At 66.0% G+C, this 17,323-nt stretch carries 16 protein-coding genes; 11 read left to right on the top strand and 5 right to left on the bottom strand.

What is annotated here, in order from left to right; translation table 11 throughout:
* Positions 1 to 42 precede the first annotated feature (42 nt).
* The 4 genes from ABIC76_RS14450 to dapA all read left to right on the top strand — a co-directional run bounded on the left by ABIC76_RS14450 (position 43) and on the right by dapA (position 4,458).
* Positions 43 to 1,671, top strand: a complete 1,629-nt coding sequence (locus tag ABIC76_RS14450) for a gamma-glutamyltransferase family protein (RefSeq protein WP_354534393.1) — start codon at positions 43 to 45, stop codon at positions 1,669 to 1,671.
* 102 nt (positions 1,672 to 1,773) lie between these two features.
* Positions 1,774 to 3,090 carry an MFS transporter gene (locus ABIC76_RS14445; protein ID WP_354534392.1) on the top strand — a complete coding sequence of 439 codons (1,317 nt, stop codon included), beginning with the start codon at positions 1,774 to 1,776 and terminating at the stop codon, positions 3,088 to 3,090.
* A gap of 127 nt (positions 3,091 to 3,217) precedes the next feature.
* Positions 3,218 to 3,565, top strand: a complete 348-nt coding sequence (locus tag ABIC76_RS14440; protein ID WP_354534391.1) for a hypothetical protein — start codon at positions 3,218 to 3,220, stop codon at positions 3,563 to 3,565.
* Positions 3,566 to 3,573: 8 nt separating this feature from the next.
* Complete coding sequence (dapA, locus tag ABIC76_RS14435) at positions 3,574 to 4,458, top strand: 4-hydroxy-tetrahydrodipicolinate synthase (RefSeq protein ID WP_354534390.1); 885 nt, start codon at positions 3,574 to 3,576, stop codon at positions 4,456 to 4,458.
* A gap of 16 nt (positions 4,459 to 4,474) precedes the next feature.
* Here the strand turns inward: dapA and ABIC76_RS14430 are convergent, their stop codons facing one another.
* Positions 4,475 to 5,068, bottom strand: a complete 594-nt coding sequence (locus ABIC76_RS14430) for a hypothetical protein (protein ID WP_354534389.1) — start codon at positions 5,066 to 5,068, stop codon at positions 4,475 to 4,477.
* 316 nt (positions 5,069 to 5,384) lie between these two features.
* Here ABIC76_RS14430 and ypfJ point away from each other — a divergent pair, with 316 nt between their 5' ends.
* Positions 5,385 to 6,269, top strand: a complete 885-nt coding sequence (gene ypfJ, locus ABIC76_RS14425) for a KPN_02809 family neutral zinc metallopeptidase (RefSeq protein WP_102066675.1) — start codon at positions 5,385 to 5,387, stop codon at positions 6,267 to 6,269.
* Positions 6,270 to 6,276: 7 nt separating this feature from the next.
* Here ypfJ and ABIC76_RS14420 read toward each other — a convergent pair whose 3' ends face one another.
* Positions 6,277 to 7,023, bottom strand: a complete 747-nt coding sequence (locus tag ABIC76_RS14420) for an SDR family oxidoreductase (RefSeq protein ID WP_354534388.1) — start codon at positions 7,021 to 7,023, stop codon at positions 6,277 to 6,279.
* Positions 7,024 to 7,161: 138 nt separating this feature from the next.
* Between ABIC76_RS14420 and ABIC76_RS14415 the strand changes: the two genes are divergently transcribed.
* The 4 genes from ABIC76_RS14415 to ABIC76_RS14400 all read left to right on the top strand — a co-directional run bounded on the left by ABIC76_RS14415 (position 7,162) and on the right by ABIC76_RS14400 (position 11,998).
* A complete protein-coding gene (locus ABIC76_RS14415) occupies positions 7,162 to 8,637 on the top strand; it encodes an AlkA N-terminal domain-containing protein (RefSeq protein ID WP_354534387.1) in 1,476 nt (491 codons plus the stop codon).
* A gap of 13 nt (positions 8,638 to 8,650) precedes the next feature.
* Entirely contained in the window at positions 8,651 to 9,199 is a 549-nt protein-coding gene (locus ABIC76_RS14410) for a methylated-DNA--[protein]-cysteine S-methyltransferase (RefSeq protein WP_354534386.1), read from the top strand.
* Between the two features lie 58 nt (positions 9,200 to 9,257).
* On the top strand, positions 9,258 to 10,190 hold the full coding sequence (locus tag ABIC76_RS14405; protein ID WP_354534385.1) for a DMT family transporter: 933 nt from the start codon (positions 9,258 to 9,260) through the stop codon (positions 10,188 to 10,190).
* Positions 10,191 to 10,687: 497 nt separating this feature from the next.
* A complete protein-coding gene (locus ABIC76_RS14400; RefSeq protein ID WP_354534383.1) occupies positions 10,688 to 11,998 on the top strand; it encodes a HipA N-terminal domain-containing protein in 1,311 nt (436 codons plus the stop codon).
* Between the two features lie 28 nt (positions 11,999 to 12,026).
* Here ABIC76_RS14400 and ABIC76_RS14395 read toward each other — a convergent pair whose 3' ends face one another.
* Positions 12,027 to 12,302, bottom strand: a complete 276-nt coding sequence (locus ABIC76_RS14395) for a hypothetical protein (protein WP_102066680.1) — start codon at positions 12,300 to 12,302, stop codon at positions 12,027 to 12,029.
* 233 nt (positions 12,303 to 12,535) lie between these two features.
* Between ABIC76_RS14395 and ABIC76_RS14390 the strand changes: the two genes are divergently transcribed.
* Entirely contained in the window at positions 12,536 to 13,948 is a 1,413-nt protein-coding gene (locus ABIC76_RS14390) for a M20 family metallopeptidase (protein WP_354534382.1), read from the top strand.
* Positions 13,949 to 14,023: 75 nt separating this feature from the next.
* Positions 14,024 to 14,845, top strand: a complete 822-nt coding sequence (locus tag ABIC76_RS14385; RefSeq protein WP_354534381.1) for a transporter substrate-binding domain-containing protein — start codon at positions 14,024 to 14,026, stop codon at positions 14,843 to 14,845.
* A 6-nt stretch (positions 14,846 to 14,851) separates the two neighbouring features.
* On the opposite strand, the gene tet is transcribed toward ABIC76_RS14385, so the two are convergent.
* Both tet and ABIC76_RS14375 read right to left on the bottom strand, forming a co-directional pair.
* Positions 14,852 to 16,039, bottom strand: coding sequence for a Tet(A)/Tet(B)/Tet(C) family tetracycline efflux MFS transporter (gene tet, locus ABIC76_RS14380; protein ID WP_502947863.1), 1,188 nt, complete (start codon positions 16,037 to 16,039; stop codon positions 14,852 to 14,854).
* A gap of 104 nt (positions 16,040 to 16,143) precedes the next feature.
* Positions 16,144 to 16,950 (bottom strand): hypothetical protein, encoded by an 807-nt coding sequence (locus tag ABIC76_RS14375; RefSeq protein ID WP_027680691.1) that lies wholly within the window; start codon positions 16,948 to 16,950, stop codon positions 16,144 to 16,146.
* Between the last annotated feature and the right edge of the window lie 373 nt (positions 16,951 to 17,323).

Here is a 17,323-nt window from a genome sequence, read left to right as displayed (position 1 = left end):
AATCGTTCGTCAACCCTTCCCGCTGATCACCGCTTGAACCCCATGTCCCACCGCTTCGACTGGCAGAACCCCTATCCGACCGTGCGCATTCCACTGTTTGCGCGCAACGTTGTGTCCACGTCGCACCCGCTGGCCGCGCAGGCCGGGCTGCGCATGCTCCTCGCGGGAGGCAGCGCCGTGGATGCGGCCATCGCCGCGGCGGCCATGCTCACCGTGGTCGAGCCCGTCTCGTGCGGCCTCGGCAGCGATGCATTCGCAATCCTCTGGGACGGCAAGGAACTGCACGGCCTGAACGCCTCCGGCACCGCGCCGCAGGCCTGGAACCTCGATTACTTCCGCAAGAAATACGGCGAAGACGCCAACGGCAACCCCAAGCGCCCCACGCGCGGCTGGGACGCGGTGACCGTGCCCGGCGCCATCTCCGCATGGGCTGCGTTGCACGAACGTTTCGGCAAGCTGCCGTTTGCCGATGTGCTGGAACCCGCCGCCGAGATTGCCGAGCGCGGCCACACCATCGCGCCCATCGTCGCGCACAAATGGGCGGCGGCCATTCCCGAGCTGCACAACCAGCCCGGCTACGCACAGGCCTTCATGCCGCACGGCCGCGCGCCGGAAGTAGGCGAAAAATTCAAGCTTCCCGACGCAGCCGCCACGCTGCGCCGCCTTGGACAGACCAATGGGCGCGATTTCTACGAAGGCGAACTCGCTGAACGCATCGCCGCCTATTCGCGCGAATGCGGTGGCGGCATGACGGCACAAGACCTGCGCGACTATCGCCCCGACTGGGTCAAACCGATCACCAAGCGCTACCGCGGCTACGACCTGCACGAGATCCCGCCGAACGGCCAGGGCATCGCCGCGCTCATCGCACTGGGCATTCTCGATCGCTTCGATCTTGGCGCCCTGCCGGTCGACTCTGCCGATTCGCAGCATCTGCAGATTGAAGCGATGAAGCTGGCGTTTGCCGATCTCTACAAATACGTGGCCGACCCGCGCTCGATGGAAGTCACGCCCGAGCAGATGCTCGACGACGCGTACCTCGACGCCCGCGCCAAGCTCATCGACATGGGCCGCGCGCAGATGCCGACCTTCGGCATGCCGCGCGCCGGCGGCACGGTGTACCTGACGGCCGCGGACGAGAACGGCATGATGGTGTCGTTCATCCAGTCCAACTACATGGGCTTCGGTTCCGGCGTGGTGGTGCCCGGCACCGGCATCAGCCTGCAGAACCGTGGCTTCGGTTTTTCGATGGACGCGCGTTCGGCCAACGTGGTGGAAGGCGGCAAGCGACCATTCCACACCATCATTCCGGCGTTCCTGACCAAGGACGGCCAGCCGCAGATGAGCTTCGGCGTGATGGGCGGCGACATGCAGCCGCAAGGCCATCTGCAGACGCTCGTGCGCATGCTCGATTACAAGCAGCAGCCCCAGGCCGCGTGCGATGCACCGCGCTGGAAGGTCAACCGCGATTTCACGCTGGACGTGGAAGGCACGATGAACGCCAAGACCGTCGCTGCACTGGAAGCACGTGGGCACAAGCTCGAATCGGTGGCCGATCCGTACATGGATTTCGGCTCCGGCCAGTTCATCTGGCGCCTGTCGGACGACGCCGACCACGGCTACGTGGCCGCCAGCGACAGCCGCCGCGACGGCCACGCGGTGGGCTTCTAAGACAGCCCCGCCGCACCAGCGCGCTGCCCCGTCGGACCGGGCGGGCGACGCGCTGCAGTTCCCATAAAAACGATCCCGGCCGGCACCAAAGGAACCCTCATCATGACCGCCCCCTCTGCGGCAGGCACTGCTGCACCTGCTCGGCCCGCAACAACGAGTGCAGCGCACGCACGCCGCATCGTCATTTCGTCGTCGATCGGCAATGCGCTGGAGTGGTACGACTTTCTCGTCTACGGCTTCTTTGCGTCCGTCATCGGCAAGCTGTTCTTTCCGGCCGATGACGAATGGGTGTCGCTGCTGTTTGCAGTGGGCAGCTTTGGCGTGTCGTTCATCACGCGGCCGGTGGGCGCGATCGTGCTGGGCATGTATGCCGACAGAAAGGGGCGCAAGGCGGCGCTCACGTTGTCGATCCTGCTGATGATCGTCGGCACGCTGGCGATTGCCGTGATGCCGAGCTATCAGCAGATCGGTATCGTCGCGCCCATCACGATCCTGCTCGCACGTTTGGTGCAGGGCTTTGCGGTGGGCGGTGAATTCGGCAGCGCGACCGCCTTCATGGTCGAGCACAGCACGCGCGGGCGCGGCTACTACGCCAGCTGGCAATTTGCCAGCCAGGGTATTGCCACCATTCTGGCGGCCGGGCTCGGGGCGCTGCTCACCGCGTCGCTCACGCCGGCCGATCTGGAAGGCTGGGGCTGGCGGTTGCCGTTCATCTTCGGCTTGCTGGTCGGCCCGGTGGGTTTCTACATCCGCCGACATCTGGATGAGACGCCCGAGTTCGTCGCCGAGCAGAAGAAGACGACCGTCGATCCGCAAGCGTCGTTCAAAGCGCAGTGGACGAACCTGCTGCTGGCGGTGGGCGTGGTGGCGCAGTCCACCGTGTCGGTGTACGTGCTCCAGCTCTACATGCCGACGTATGCCGTCAAGCAACTGCATCTGCCGGCCGCACAGTCGTTCGCGGTGGTGGTGCTCAATGGCGGGCTGCAGTTTCTGCTCTCGCCGGTGATGGGCGCGCTGTCGGATCGCATTGGCCGCATCCGCATCATGCTCAGCACGTCGGTGCTGATGATCCTGCTGATCTACCCGATGTTTGCGCTGTTGCGCGCGTATCCGACCATCGGTGCGCTGCTGGCGCTGCAAGCCGTGTCGGGCATCTTCAAGGCAGCGTATTCGGGCCCGATGCCAGCGCTGATGTCGGAGATCTTCCCCACGCGCGTGCGCTCGACCGGGCTATCGCTCGGCTACAGCCTCGGCGTGACGCTGTTTGGCGGGTTCGCGCCGTTCATCGTCACATGGCTGATCCACACGACGGGCGATACGCTGGCACCGAGCTACTACGTGCTGACGGCCGCCGCAGTGAGCGGCATCTCGCTGACGATCATCGCGCTGCGTCGTCGCAAGGCAGTGGGCGCTGCCTGAGCATTTACGCTTTCTTTACGCAGCGTCACGCCCCTTTTTCACGCTTTTTACGAGCGAATCGATACGGTGTCGTCATGTTCAACGACATGGCGACGCAGGCCGTCGCCAACTCATCATGGCGCGATCGATGCTGCTGTCTTCGCTGATTCCGCAATTGCTGCCGCCGTCGCCGGCGACGGTGCCTCGCGCAGCGGCGCTGCCGGCACGGCAATATGTATGCCTGCGCGTGACGGTGCCCGGCGATGCACCGCACACGGTTCGGCGGCAGCTGCATGCGCTGCTTGGCGACACCCTGGGGCTGTACATCGTCCGGCATGACGCTCGCCGCAAGGCAGTCACGGTCGACCTCGAGCTGCCGCATGCGGATGTCGATACGGTGGTGGGCGCGCTGCTGCGCGGTCTGCCCCGCGCCACGCTGGGCCGCATCACGCCGCTGAGCACGCCCCACAAACGCGCGCATGCGCTGCTGCATTGAGGCGCGCCATGTTTTCGGGAATCTGGATTCCGCTGGTCACGCCGCTCCACCATGGCCAGGTCGACACCGCTGCCCTGCGGCGGCTGGTGCGTCATTACCAGGGCGCGGGCGTGTCGGGCTTCGTTGCGCTGGGCACGACCGGTGAAGCCGCGCTGCTCTCTCAGATCGAGCGCTACACCGTGCTGGAGGCCATCGCCGACGCTTGCGCCGACCACACCCCTTTTCTGATCGGCGTAGGCGCGGCGGACACGCGCGAGGTGTGCGCGCAGATCCGTCATTACGAGCGCTGGAACAGCGCGGGCTACCTCGTGCCGCCGCCGTATTACGTCTGCCCGTCGCAAGCGGGATTGCGTTGGCATTACGCGCAGGTGGCCGCCAGCACGGCCCGCCCGGTGGTGCTCTACAACGTGCCCAAACGCACAGGCGTCTCGATCGCTCCCCACACCGCGTTGGCGCTGGCCGAGCACTCCAACATCGTCGCCATCAAGGAATGTGTGGCGGAGCATTTCGGCGCGTTGCAGGGCGGGCCGCTCGATGTGCTGAGCGGGGATGACAGCGCACTGCTCGATTGCCTCGCACACGGCGGCGCGGGAGGCATCCTGGCCGGCGCGCATCTGCGGCCGGAGTTGTTCGTGGCGCTGGTTGCGCATCATCGCGCTGGCCGCATCGACGAGGCCAGACGCCTGGCCGACGCGTTGGCGCCACTGGCCACGCTGCTGTTCACCGAGCCGAATCCGGCGCCGGTCAAGGCGTTGTTGTCAGCCGCGGGACGCATTGGCGCAGACACGCGCGCGCCGATTCTGCCCGTGTCCGAATCGCTGCACCGCCGCCTGGTGGCAGCAATGCACGCGTTGGAAAACGTCGAAGCGGATTGCCCGTTACGACTGGCCTAGAGGCTGCGAGGACAGATCAGGCGCCCTTGTACCAGGCTGCGTTGAACGGCGCGCTATGGCGCATGTAGCGCGTGCCGCGATGATGGCGGCGCGGGCTGGCAGGTGCCGGCGCATCGTCGTTGTCTTGCATCGTCTCGCGTTCGGCCACGGTGCGGGCGCGGGGCTGCTGCACTTGCGAATAGACGCGTTGCTCCATCCGGTCGCGCGCTGCCGCAACCCGGTCGGGCGATGCGGGTTGCGTGGCAGCTTCCGCCGGCGCAGGTGCAGCGGTGGACGCCGGGGCAGCAGCGTTGGCCGGGCCGGCGGCCATGGCAACGCTCATCGCGTCGCCGGCCTGCTCGGCTGTCGGTGTGTGGCTGGCAAGACTCTTCACCCAGGGCGCGTGGTACATCCCCACGTAAATCGCGCCCGTCACGGCAATCAACGCAGCGGCCACACTGCTGAATGCGCCGCCTAGCACGACACCCGATACGCGTTCCCACCACGACTTGCGCTCGGCAGCGGTCTGCTCCACGTCCGACACGTCGGTCGGATCAACATGGGCGGCGGCCAGATGCGACGGCTCTGTGGCAACGGGAGGTTGAGCGGTGATCGAAGCGGGCAAGCGCATGGTGAGAACTCGACATCATGAAGCGGCAGCGTCATCTTCTGCCGATCGTTATTCGGGAACCGCCGCATGTCATGTGTGTGACAGCCGGACGGAGGATGAGCAGCCTTGGTTAGCAAGTTTCTTGCCGGCTTTGGTGCAGCGCCGCAAACACCCGCAAACCCTTGCCAATCCTCGCATCGGCGCTGCGCGCAGACGATTCGGCAGCGCAACGGCATGTCCGTACGTACCCACAGCAGGTAGACTTTGCAAAGTTTACCGGGTGTGACATCCGGCCTTACCTTGCCCTACTCGCCTCACCGGCCTTAAGGAGAACATCGTGCGTTGGGATGACATGCGCGAAAGCAACAACGTGGAGGATGAGCGCGCATCCTCGGGCGGCGGCTTTGGTGGCGGCGGCATGCGGCTGGGCATCGGCGGCATCGCAATCGTGGCCGTGGTGGGCTTGCTGATGGGCAAGAACCCCCTGGAAATCCTCAGCATGGTGATGCAGGTCTCGCAGAATGCACCGACGCAATCTGCGCCGCACAACCCAAGCCGGCCGACCGGGGAGACCGACAACGACCGCAGCAAGCAATTGGTTTCGCACGTGCTGGGCGACACCGAAGACACGTGGAGCCAACTGTTCAAGCAAGCCGGCCGCGCGTATCAGCCGCCCAAGCTCGTGCTGTTCCGCCAGGGCATCCGCTCAGGTTGCGGCGACGCCACCTCGGCCGTCGGCCCGTTCTATTGCCCCGCTGACACGAAGGTCTATCTCGACCTTGGCTTCTTCGACGAACTGCGCCGCAAGTTTGGCGCGCCCGGCGACTTTGCCGCCGCGTACGTCGTCGCGCACGAGGTGGGCCACCATGTGCAGAATCTGCTGGGCGTGTCGGAAAAGGTCAGCCGCGCGCAGGCCGGCAAATCTCAGGCCGGGGCGAATGCGCTGTCGGTCAAGCTGGAGTTGCAGGCCGATTGCCTGGCCGGCGTGTGGGGGCACTACGCGCAGCAACGCGGCCTGCTGGAGCGCGGCGACCTGGAACAGGCGCTCACCGCCGCACACGCCATCGGCGACGACACCCTCCAGCGCAACGCCGGCCGCAGCGTCACGCCCGATGCCTTCACGCACGGCACGTCGGAGCAGCGCATGCACTGGTTCCGCCAGGGCTTCGACGGCGGCGATCTTCGCCAGTGCGACACCTTCCGCGCCGGGGCCGACGCCTGATCCGCAGTCAGCGCCCGCCCGCGCAGTCCAGCAGCGCCCCGGTTACGTACGACGCCGCGTCGGAGAGCAGCCAGACGATGGTCTCGGCCACTTCCTGCGGCGTGCCGGGGCGGCCGATCGGCGTGGCGCTGCCCAGGCGCTGAGCGCGGTCGGGCTGGCCGCCCGAGGCGTGAATATCGGTCTCGATCAAGCCGGGGCGCACGGCATTCACGCGCACGCCATCGCGCCCGAGTTCACGGGCCAACCCCAGCGTCATCGTATCGACCGCCCCCTTGGAGGCAGCGTAGTCGACGTATTCGTGCGGCGACCCCAGCCGCGACGCTGCCGACGACACGTTCACCACTGAACCGCCCACGCCGCCGCGCGAGGTCGACAGGCGCCGCGCCGCCTCGCGTGCCACCAGAAAGGCGCCGAGGACATTGGTCTCGAACATCGTGCGCAGCCGGTGCGTGGTCATGTTAGCCACGTCCTGCGCCTCGGCCACGATGCCGGCGTTGTTGACCACGCCGTGCAGCGCGCCAAAGCGTCCGGCCGCCGCTTCGAACAGGGCAATCACGTCTTCGTCGCTCGACACATCGCCCTGCACGGCCAGCGCATGGCCGCCGGCCTGCTCGATCAGGCCCACCGTCTGTTCCGCCGCCTGCCTGTTGCCGCGATATTGCAGCGCGACAGACCAGCCGCGTTGCGCACACAGCACCGCCGTGGCGCGACCGATACCCCGGCTCCCGCCGGTAATGACGATGGTCTTGGACATGCCGGTCTCCCGATGTGTTGTTGTGTTCGCAATTGTGCCGAGATACCGATGGTTTGGCATCGAGGGATGTGTCCGAATCCGGCGAACTCCTGCGACCCGACAGGGCTAGACTAGCTGCCAGCTTCCCCGATCACCACCATGCATCTCGACCACAACGCCTGCTACCACGCCGTGCAGTCGCGCGATCGTCGCTTCGACGGCTGGTTCTTCGTCGGTGTGACATCCACCGGCGTATATTGCCGCCCGGTTTGCGCGGTCCGCACACCGCTCGAGAAGAACTGCCGCTTCTTCGCCACCGCCGCCGCGGCCGAGCGCGCGGGCTTTCGGCCGTGCCTGCGCTGCCGGCCGGAACTGGCACCGGGCCACAGCCTGGCGGAGATGTCGTCCAACCTTGCCCGTGCCGCCGCCCGCATGATCGACGAGGGCTTTCTGCAAGAGCACGACCTCGCCGCGCTGGCCGCAGCCGTGGGCGTGACCGACCGTCACCTGCGCCGCATCTTCCGCGCGGAGTTCGACGTCTCCCCCATCGAATACGCGCAAACGCAGCGCCTGCTGCTCGCCAAGCAGCTGTTGACCGACACCGCCATGCCGGTCGGCGATGTCGCCTTTGCGGCCGGCTTCGGAAGCGTCCGACGGCTGAACAGCGGCTTTAACGAGCATTACGGCTTTGCACCGACGCGCCTGCGTTCGCGCACGACAGCGCCCCGCACCGAAGACGGCCCCACGCTCATGCTCGGCTACCGGCCGCCGTTTGCGTGGCAGGCATTGCTCGAGTTTCTGCGTGCCCGTGCCGTGGATGGCGTGGAGGTCGTCGACGCCGACAGCTACGCGCGCACGATCACCGTCGACTACGGCGGCGCGCGGCACATCGGCTGGCTGCACGCGCGCGATGTGCCGCAACGCCACGCGGTGGCGCTGACGCTGTCGCCCAGCCTGCTGCACGCCATGCCGCCGGTGCTGGCACGCGCGCGGCGGCTGTTCGATCTCGATTGCCGGCCGGATCTGGTCGATGCGCACCTCGGCACGCTTGCTGCCGAGACGCCCGGCCTGCGCGTGCCGGGCGCCGTCGACGGTTTCGAAATTGCGGTGCGCGCCATCGCCGGGCAGGTGATTTCGCTCGCGCAGGCGCGACGCATTCTCGGGCGCGTGACTGCCGTGTATGGCGTGCCGTTGCAGCAACCGCGCGAAGGGTTGTCCACCGCATTTCCGAGCGCTGCGGCACTGGCAAATATCGATGCGCAGGCGCTGTCGGCACAGACCGGTCTGCAGGCGAGCCGCGCTGCCGCCGTCGTTGAACTCGCCCGCGCCGTCGACAGCGGAAGCCTGCGGCTCGAACCGCTGGTGCCGCTCGTTCCCACGCTGGCCGCGTTGCAGGCGTTGCCCGGCATCGGCGAATGGACAGCGCAATATGTGGCCATGCGCGCCTTGGGCTGGCCGAATGCATTTCCGCTGGGCGACTACGTCTTGCGCAAACGCCTTGCAGACGGCGACGGCACGCTGCCCACGCGCCGCGCCATGGTTGAGCGTGCCGAACCCTGGGCGCCGTGGCGGGCGTATGCCGCCATGCATCTCTGGCATCGCGAGGATGCCCTCGCCCAACCTGCGTCGCACTGACGATTCGACCGCCATGTACCGCCACACCTTTGCCTGCCCCCTCGGCGATCTGCTGCTGACCGCCACCGACACCCACCTGACCGGCGCGTTCTTTCCCGGCCAGAAGACGATTCCCCTGAACGCCGCGCGCATGGCGGCGGGTGCGGAGGTCGCGGTCATCCGCGAGGCGCAGGCACAGTTCACGGCGTACTTTGCCGGCAAGTTGCAGGACTTCGATCTGCCGATGGCACCTGAGGGCACACCGTTCCAGCAAGACGTCTGGCGTCTGCTGTGCGACATCGCGTTCGGCAGTCGCACCACCTACGGCCAGATCACGGCTCGCCTGGGGCTCACGCGCGAACATGCGCGCGCGGTGGGCACCGCCGTGGGCCGTAACCCGATCTCAATCGCCATCCCGTGCCACCGCGTGGTGGGCGCCGATGGTGCGCTCACGGGCTACGCCGGGGGGTTGCCACGCAAGGCGGCGCTGCTGCGGATCGAAGGACACCCCGCGCAGGTTGGCGAACGCCTGCCCATGCCCGGCGACGGTCGCCAAGGCTTGCTGGCGTTACTGCCTGCATAAAAACCAAATCGCGCGGACAATGCGCGCACATCACCCCAACAACGATAACGAGACCCCCATGCGCCGCTCCGATGTGCTTGAACTCCTCACCCTCGCAGCCCTGTGGGGCGGCTCCTTCCTGTTCATGCGCGTGGCCGCGCCGCCGTTCGGACCGGTTGCACTGATCGCGCTGCGGGTGGCCATCGCCTCGTGCTTCCTCGTCCCGACGCTCGCTGTGCGCGGCGGCATGGGGGCGCTGCGCACGCACTGGCCGCATCTGCTGGCCGTGGGCGTGCTGAATTCGGCCATCCCGTTCTGCCTGTTCGCCTACGCCGAACTCACGCTCACGGCGGGCTTTACCTCGGTGCTCAATGCGGCGGCGCCGTTGTTTGCGGCCATCGTTGCGTTCACGTGGCTGGGCGAGCGGATGTCGTCGCTGCGCGTGCTGGGATTGGCGATCGGCTTCATCGGCGTGATCGTGCTGGTGGGCGGGTCGTCTGTCATCGATGCAAAGCAGGGCGGCGTGGCGGTGGCTGCAGCGCTGTCGGCCACCGTGCTGTACGGCGTGGCGAGCAGCTACACCAAGCGTTTCCTGACCGGCGTACCGCCGCTGGCCGTGGCGACCGGCAGCCAAGTGGCTGCCACCATCGTGCTCGCACCGCTGGCCTACTGGCTGTGGCCCGCGCAGACGCCCACCGGCAGCGTGTGGCTGCACGTCATCGCATTGGGCATCGCCTGCACGGGCGTGGCCTACATCCTGTTCTTCCGCCTGATCGCGCATGTGGGGCCGACGCGCGCGGTATCGGTCACCTTCCTGATCCCGGTGTTTGGCGTGCTGTGGGGCATCCTGTTCCTGGGCGAGCAGCTGACGCTGAACATGGTGATCGGCTGCGCCGTGATCCTGCTCGGGACGTCGCTGTCGACCGGCGTATTCGCACCAGGTAAAAAGGCCGATGCAAATGCGACCCCGGCCGCAAGCGAAAAAGATTCGCTTTTGCGTTCCGGCCGCTGAATTGCCGAGTGAGCGCCCCGGCGGTTCGGGGCGCCGTGGCTTGCGCAAATCCGCTTGAAGCCGACGCTTAAAACCGCGGTTGAATTCTCCAGCAATGCGGCGATGTCATCGCTGCCTCCCCATTGCGACGACGTTAAATCCGGAATTTGTAATGAATGCCATGCCGCCGCCACCCTCGTGCAATTTATTCAATGGCGTCGGCATTGGCTCCGCGGCACGATTTAAAAAATCTGCAAAGCTGAAGTAGACGCCTGAAACATCGACCAACGCGCACTCGATCTTAACGATCCGATAATCCGATTTGAGAAAATTGCATCATCGAAATCGGATATCTCGGCTTGTTGAGCCGATTTTCTTTGTTATGCTCGCCATCGGTCGATGAGGGGCGTGCAAGGGAATGGCGTATTGACTGCAAAACAGCCAAATTCCCAATTGCCGGCGGGTTCTCCGCTGCACAGCCGACTACGCACGCTCCATCAAATACGTTGGATACGCGCATGCTGGACGTCTACCTGAATAAGCATCTGATCGGTCAGCTATCGTGCGGCCGCAGCGGTTGGGCGTTCGAATACGATTCCCGCTGGCAAGCTTCGTCGCAGGGCTTTGATCTGAGCCCGCACCTGCCACGTACCGCCGGCCATATCGCCGACACGGCAAAAGCCCAGCCGGTGCGCCACTTCTTTGAATACCTGCTGCCGGAAGCGGCGCGCAACACGCCCAAGGCGGCGGCCCCGGCGCTGGAGCATCTCGCGCAAGCGGCGCCGCATCTGGACGGCCCGCTGACGCTGGTGCCCAGCGGCCTCAAGCCGTGCAGTGGCCACGCCGACGGGCTCTCCGAACGCGATCTCGTGCTGCAGTTCCAGCAAACCGTCGGGCGCCCGCCCCGCAGCACGCCGCTGCGTGTGGCCGAACCTCGCGCACGCTACGGCACCGATACAGCCGCGGCAGCCGAAGAAATCAGCCTGCCCTTCCTGGCTTCGAATGGCTTGCCCGTATCGATGTGGCTGGGCCGGTTTTCCGCGCCGGCCAATGCCGCGCAATCGAGCCACTTCGTCCGGTTGGATCTCGGCGAAGGCGCGCAACTTCCTTACGCCACCATCAATCACTGCTGGGCCACGCTGCTGGGCCGCAGCATCGGGTTGGACACGCCGTTCATCGGGCTGCGCCAATTTCCGGAAACCGCCGCCGTGGTGCAGCGCCTTGATCGCACGCTGCGCTGCAAGAGCGACGACACTGCGCTGGTGCAGGCGCGCTATGTCGTCTCGGCGGTGCAATTGCTGGGGCTCTCGCCCAAGCACCGCTTCCTGCCGATCACCGTCGAGCAGGTCGCAGAATGCGCACGCCTGTGCGCGGATCCGGCGTCTGCAACCGCCGCGCTGTTCCGCTGGATGGTGTTCTGCCTGTTGATCGGCGGACGCAATGCCTCGGCCGGCACACTGCATTTCCACATCGGTGCGGACGGCATCCGCCTTGCCGCGCACGATCACCTGTTCTGTGCGGCGGTCTACGCCAACGAATGGAATGCCGATGAACTCTCGCCGGACGCGCACGCACGCTACGACGCCATCGACCAAGACGCGCTGCTCGCCCTGGCCGATCACCTCGGTTACGACGCCAGCCAGGCGCGCCGCGAGTTGCTGCGGCTGATCAGCATGCTGGCGCCGCAGTCGTCATTCGTGGCGACGCATCTCTCGCAGGCGCTGGGGCATTCGCCGACACGCGCGGCAGAGATCGATTTCCTCGCGCGTATCCATCGCCATGTGTCCGAGACGGCACGGCGGCTGGGTGGCAAGACAGCGGAAGTCTGAAGCTGAAACGCGCGGCCACCGCAGGCGCTTAGAGCACAGCGAGGCTGACCGAGCCGTAGCGGGCGTAGCCGTGCGCGGCCAATGTATCCATGGCCTCGGCTTCGGCCCGGGCGAACGTCAGCGCAAGCGTGTCGGGGCTCCCCGCCCCGCTCGCGAAGGCCTGGTAGGCCGCAAACGCCTCGCGCGGGGGCACACCACTGCGCTCAAGCACCCGCTGCGCGGCTTCCAGCGCCGCACGAATCGCCGTCTCCCCGGGCGGGGCATCGCGAAACGCTAGCTGTAGACAGGACGTCGTCGGATTCATCCGCGTTTCGATGTTCGATTCACTGGAACAGCACACCTGACCCAGTCTAGGAAAGCGCCTATCGAGTGCCAAGCGTGACGCTCGTTCCTGAGCGCGCGTTTCCGTGTGCCGCCGGGTCCACGAAGATCGACTCGGGGATGCCCCCGGTGCACATGGTCTGAATCACGCTGCATAATCGATTCGATTGACGAAGCAACGACTTTGTTGGCGCCACCACAACGACAGGAGACAACATGATCACGCCACCGATCCGTTTGAAACGTACTGCGCTCGCTTGGATGCTGGCCGGTGCTGCCTTGCCGGCATTCGCACAGATTCCGTTCAGCACGGGCGGCGCGTCTTCTGCGCCCGCACAGTCGGCCGCCACGGCCGGCGGGATCGACGTGGCGCAGATCAAACCGGCGGTCGATGCAGCGGTCAATGCGGAATACGGTCAGCTGGACCTGCTCTACAAAGACATCCACGCGCACCCGGAACTGGCGTTTCAGGAAACGCGCACGGCAGCCAAGCTGGCTGAGCAGATGCGTAAGATCGGCTTTGACGTGACGGAGCATGTCGGCAAGACCGGCGTGGTGGCGGTCTATCGCAACGGCGCCGGCCCGACCATCCTCGTGCGCACCGAACTCGACGCGCTGCCGATGGAAGAGAAAACCGGCCTGCCCTACGCCAGCCACGTCCACACGAAATGGCGCGGCGAAGACGTGGGCGTCGCGCATAGCTGCGGGCACGATCTTCACATGGCGTCGTGGGTGGGCACGGCGAAGACGCTGGTGTCGCTCAAGGACCGCTGGCACGGGACGCTGGTGTTCGTTGCACAGCCTGCCGAAGAAACCGTATCGGGCGCGCAGAGCATGATCGACGACGGCTTCTTCAAGCGCTTCCCCAAGCCCGACTATGCGTTTGCGCTGCACACGGGCCCGGGGCCGTACGGTTCGATCGTCTTCAACAGCGGCCCCGTCACCTCCAACTCCGACGGGTTGGAAATTACGTTCAAAGGCCGCGGCGGGCACGGCTCCGCACCTGACAAGACCATCGACCCCGTGATGATGGCGGCGCGCTTCGTGGTCGACCTGCAAAGCGTGATCAGCCGCGAGAAGGATCCGCAGGAGTTCGGCGTGGTGAGCATCGGCGCCATCCAGGGCGGCAGCGCCGAGAACATCATTCCTGACAGCGTGCTGCTGCGCGGCACGATCCGCTCGTACAAGCCGGCCGTGCGCCAGAAGATGCTCGACGGTATCCGCCGCACGGCCAAGGCCGTCACCGAAATGTCGGGCGCGCCGGACGCCGAGATCAAGATCACCGAGGGCGGCAAGGCCGTCAACAACGACCCGGCCGTGGTCGCGCGCACCGAGGCGATGTTCAAGACCGCCTTTGGGAACGACCGCGTACTGCGCGTGCCGCCCATCACGGCCAGCGAAGATTTCTCGGCGTTTGTTGACGCGGGCATCCCGTCGATGTTCTTCTTCATCGGCGTGAACGATCCGCAGACGTTCTTCGCCTCGCTCAAGCCCGGGGCCAAGCCGCTGCCGACCAACCATTCGCCGCTGTTCGCGCCCGTGCCGGAGCCGTCTATCAAGACGGGCGTGACGGCGATGTCGCTGGCGGTGCTCAACGCGCTGCAATGGAACAAGGCGTCGGGCCAGTAATCCGGCGTTGAGATGGGCGCGACCGGCCCGGGTGACCGGGCGGCCGCGCCTTTTGATTTCTCTGGAGGGGATTCCATGTTCAACCGTTTCATCCGCACCAGCGCCCTGCTGCTGTGTGCCTGCGCCGCGGCACCCGCCTTGGCGCAAACCACGTCCGCCAACCCGGCGGCCAACCGTCTCGACGAAATCATCGCGCGCGGCACACTGCGCGTCGGCACCACCGGCGACTACAAGCCCTTTACCTACAAGAACCCCGCAGACGGCCGCTTCATCGGCCTGGACGTCGAGATGGGCGAACGCCTTGCCAAGGCACTCGGCGTGAAGCTGGAAATCGTGCCGACCACGTGGTCGACGCTGATGCAGGACTTCGCGGCCGACCGCTACGACATTGCCATGAGCGGGGTGTCGGTCACGCTGGAGCGGCAGAAAAAGGCGTTCTATTCGATCCCGTATCAGCGCGACGGCAAGACGCCGATCACGCGCTGCGAGAACCAGTCGAAGTATCAGACGCTGGCGCAGATCGACCAGCCGAATGTGCGTGCCGTGGTCAACCCGGGCGGCACCAACGAGAAATTCGCGCGCGAGCATCTGAAGCAGGCGCAGATTCGTGTGTATCCGGACAACGTGACGATCTTCAATGAGATCGTCGCCGGCCGCGCAGACCTCATGATGACCGACGCGGTGGAAACGAAGCTGCAGCAGAAGCTGCACCCGGAACTGTGCGCCGTGCATCCGGAGGCGCCGTTCGATTTCTCCGAGAAGGCCTACCTGCTGCCGCGCGACGTCGTGTTTAAGAACTTCGTCGACCAGTGGCTGCGGCAGACCGCAGAGAGCGGTGAGTTCGCCAAGCGCTTTGATGCGTGGCTGGCGTATCCGTGGAATGCTCCGGCCAAGTAAGCGGCGCTATGTCCGTGCGGCGCGCCTGGCTGCGCCGCCCATCAACACCATGAGGCACACGCCGTTCAGCAGCGCGCCCATCAACCAGACCGCGCCGGACCACACCGGCGCCGTCAGCGCATAAAACGCTGTGGCCGCCAGCGGCCCGATCATGGCGGCCACGCTGGCAAGGCTGGCCAGCGCGCCCTGCAATTCGCCCTGCTCATGCTCGCTCACGTGGCGCGAGAGCATCGCCTGCAGCGCAGGCATGCCGATCTCGGCCATGCACAGCAGCACCATGGTCGGATAGACCATCCAGCCGGCGCTGATCCACGCCATCGCCGCAAAGCCTGAGACATCCATCATCACGCTCGCCACAACGGCGCGGCGCTCACCCAGCGCACGGGCAATCGGCCCGGTCAGGAATGCCTGCGCCAGCGCATGCATCAGCCCGTAAGCCGCCAGTGACAAGCCGGCGGCGCGCGTGTCCCAACCGAAGTGCGCTTCGCCGTGAATGACCCACAGCGTTTGCGGAATCTGCCCGACGATTTCGATGATGGCCAGCACGGCCAGCAACGGCAACAGCGTCGGTACACGCGCCAAGCGACGCAGCGATTGCACCGGCAGCAGCGCACGCCATGCAAACGGCGCCCGTTCAGCGCGGCGCGACTCCGGCAGCGCGAAGCAAGCCACCAGAAAGTTGACGCCGTTGAGCGCCGCCGCCAGCAGGAACGGCGCACGCAGCCACCAGTCGCCCAGCAGCCCGCCCAAGGCCGGCCCGGCGATGAACCCGAGGCCGAAGCACGCGTTCATCAGCCCGTAACGGCGCGCGCGGTCGGCCGGCGCGGTGATGTCGGCGATGTATGCCGTCGCCACCGCATAGTTGGCACCCGTGATGCCTGCCACCACGCGACCGACGTACAGCACCCACGCGTGCGGCGACAGCGCCATGACGAGGTAGTCGACTGCCGCGCCCGCCAGCGACACCAGCAGCACCGGCCGGCGCCCGTAACGGTCCGCCAGCGCGCCCAGGATCGGCGCAAAGACAAACTGCATCGCCGCGTACGCCGCGATCAGCAGGCCGAATTCGAATGCGATGTCGCCCGTGTGATCCAGCTCGCGCAGCAGGCTCGGCAGGATGGGCAGGATCAGCCCGACGCCCATGGCATCGAGCGTCAGCGTAAAGAGGATGACGGCAAAGGCAGGCATGCGAATGCGCTGCGCGCCCGTCGGGGCGGCAGCGCTTCGAAAATCGAAAGACGAGATGATGCCGTGGAAGTACGTGCCGTGCAGCGCTCCGGCGAAAGCCGCCGGCAAGCTTAGTGGAGGCTGCTCCGATCGCCGTGTTGCAGGGCCAGCGCGTCGCGCAGCAATGCATCGGTCATGTCGCGGCCCAGGAGCGCCGGGTCGAAGCGCGCAGAAAAACGCGTCGAGCACGACTCCACCTGCAGCACCACCTGACCCGGCGGCAGCAGTTCGATGTCGACGTGGATGACCTCGTCGTCTTCGGTAAAGGAATGCAGCAGCGTCAGCGCTCGATAGCCGTCGGCGCGCTCCACGGCGGCTTCCGTCCAGGACGGCGCCAGCAGCGCGCAGTTGACCAGCGTTTCGGGCTCGTCGGGGCGATACAGGTGCAGGCCCATCATCGTCGAGGCGGCATCGGCCACGCTGGACCATTCGGCCGCCGGAATCAGGTCGCCCAGCAGGCGGATGTCGTCGACGGCGGCGTCGGTCTGCACAAAGGCAGCGCCCAGGAAGAACGCCGTCTCGTCGCGGAAACCACCCGCCACGGTGTTGCGCCACAGGCGATGGCTGCTCTTGCTGCCAAGTGCCACCTGCGACAGCACCTTGGCTGCGCGCGCGCCGTCGGCGCCCGACCACTGCTCCACCGCGCCGTGCGAGAACAGGCGATCTGCCATCACCAGGCCCACGCCCTCGGGCAACACGCGCTCTTTCAGCCACCCGGCCAGCACGTGCACACCGCTGAACGGCATGTCCGGACGCCCGATCGCATGCGCGCGCACGCGGCCGTTTTCCGGCACGTGAAACGGCATGGCAAACAGCCTCGCCTGATAAGCGACGCCGTCAATTTCGAAACGGGCGATGGAAGCGGTGGTGATGGACATGGTGACCTTCCTGCTGCAAGGGGCGGAAAACGCCGCCCGTACCTGCATCAACGACCATCCACGCCGAATGTTTAGCCGCTGCACGGCCCCCTGAGGGGAGGGGAATCCCCATGGCTGTAATGCATCGCAACAATCCCGCCGCGAGGAGGCAGGAATTTTTTGCTTCGTGCGCCGTCAGACCTTCGCATTAAGGGTTATCCCGCATCTCACATTTCCATGTCAATTCAATGACTTATGTGCGGATTGCGGTGCTCGAAGCGCCACAATTGTTCTTATTTTTTGAACAAAGAGTTTAATAGAACTGCTTTTTTACTGTTCAAGCAACGACTAAGCTTATGCCATCGCGTTACCGCACCGCAGCGAAACTGCCCTG

It is taken from the genome of Ralstonia sp. 1138 (assembly GCF_040544795.1).
Taxonomy (GTDB): Bacteria; Pseudomonadota; Gammaproteobacteria; order Burkholderiales; family Burkholderiaceae; genus Ralstonia; species Ralstonia flatus.
The sequence above is the reverse complement of the archived record's forward strand: the minus strand, read 5'-3'. Positions and strand labels throughout refer to the sequence as shown.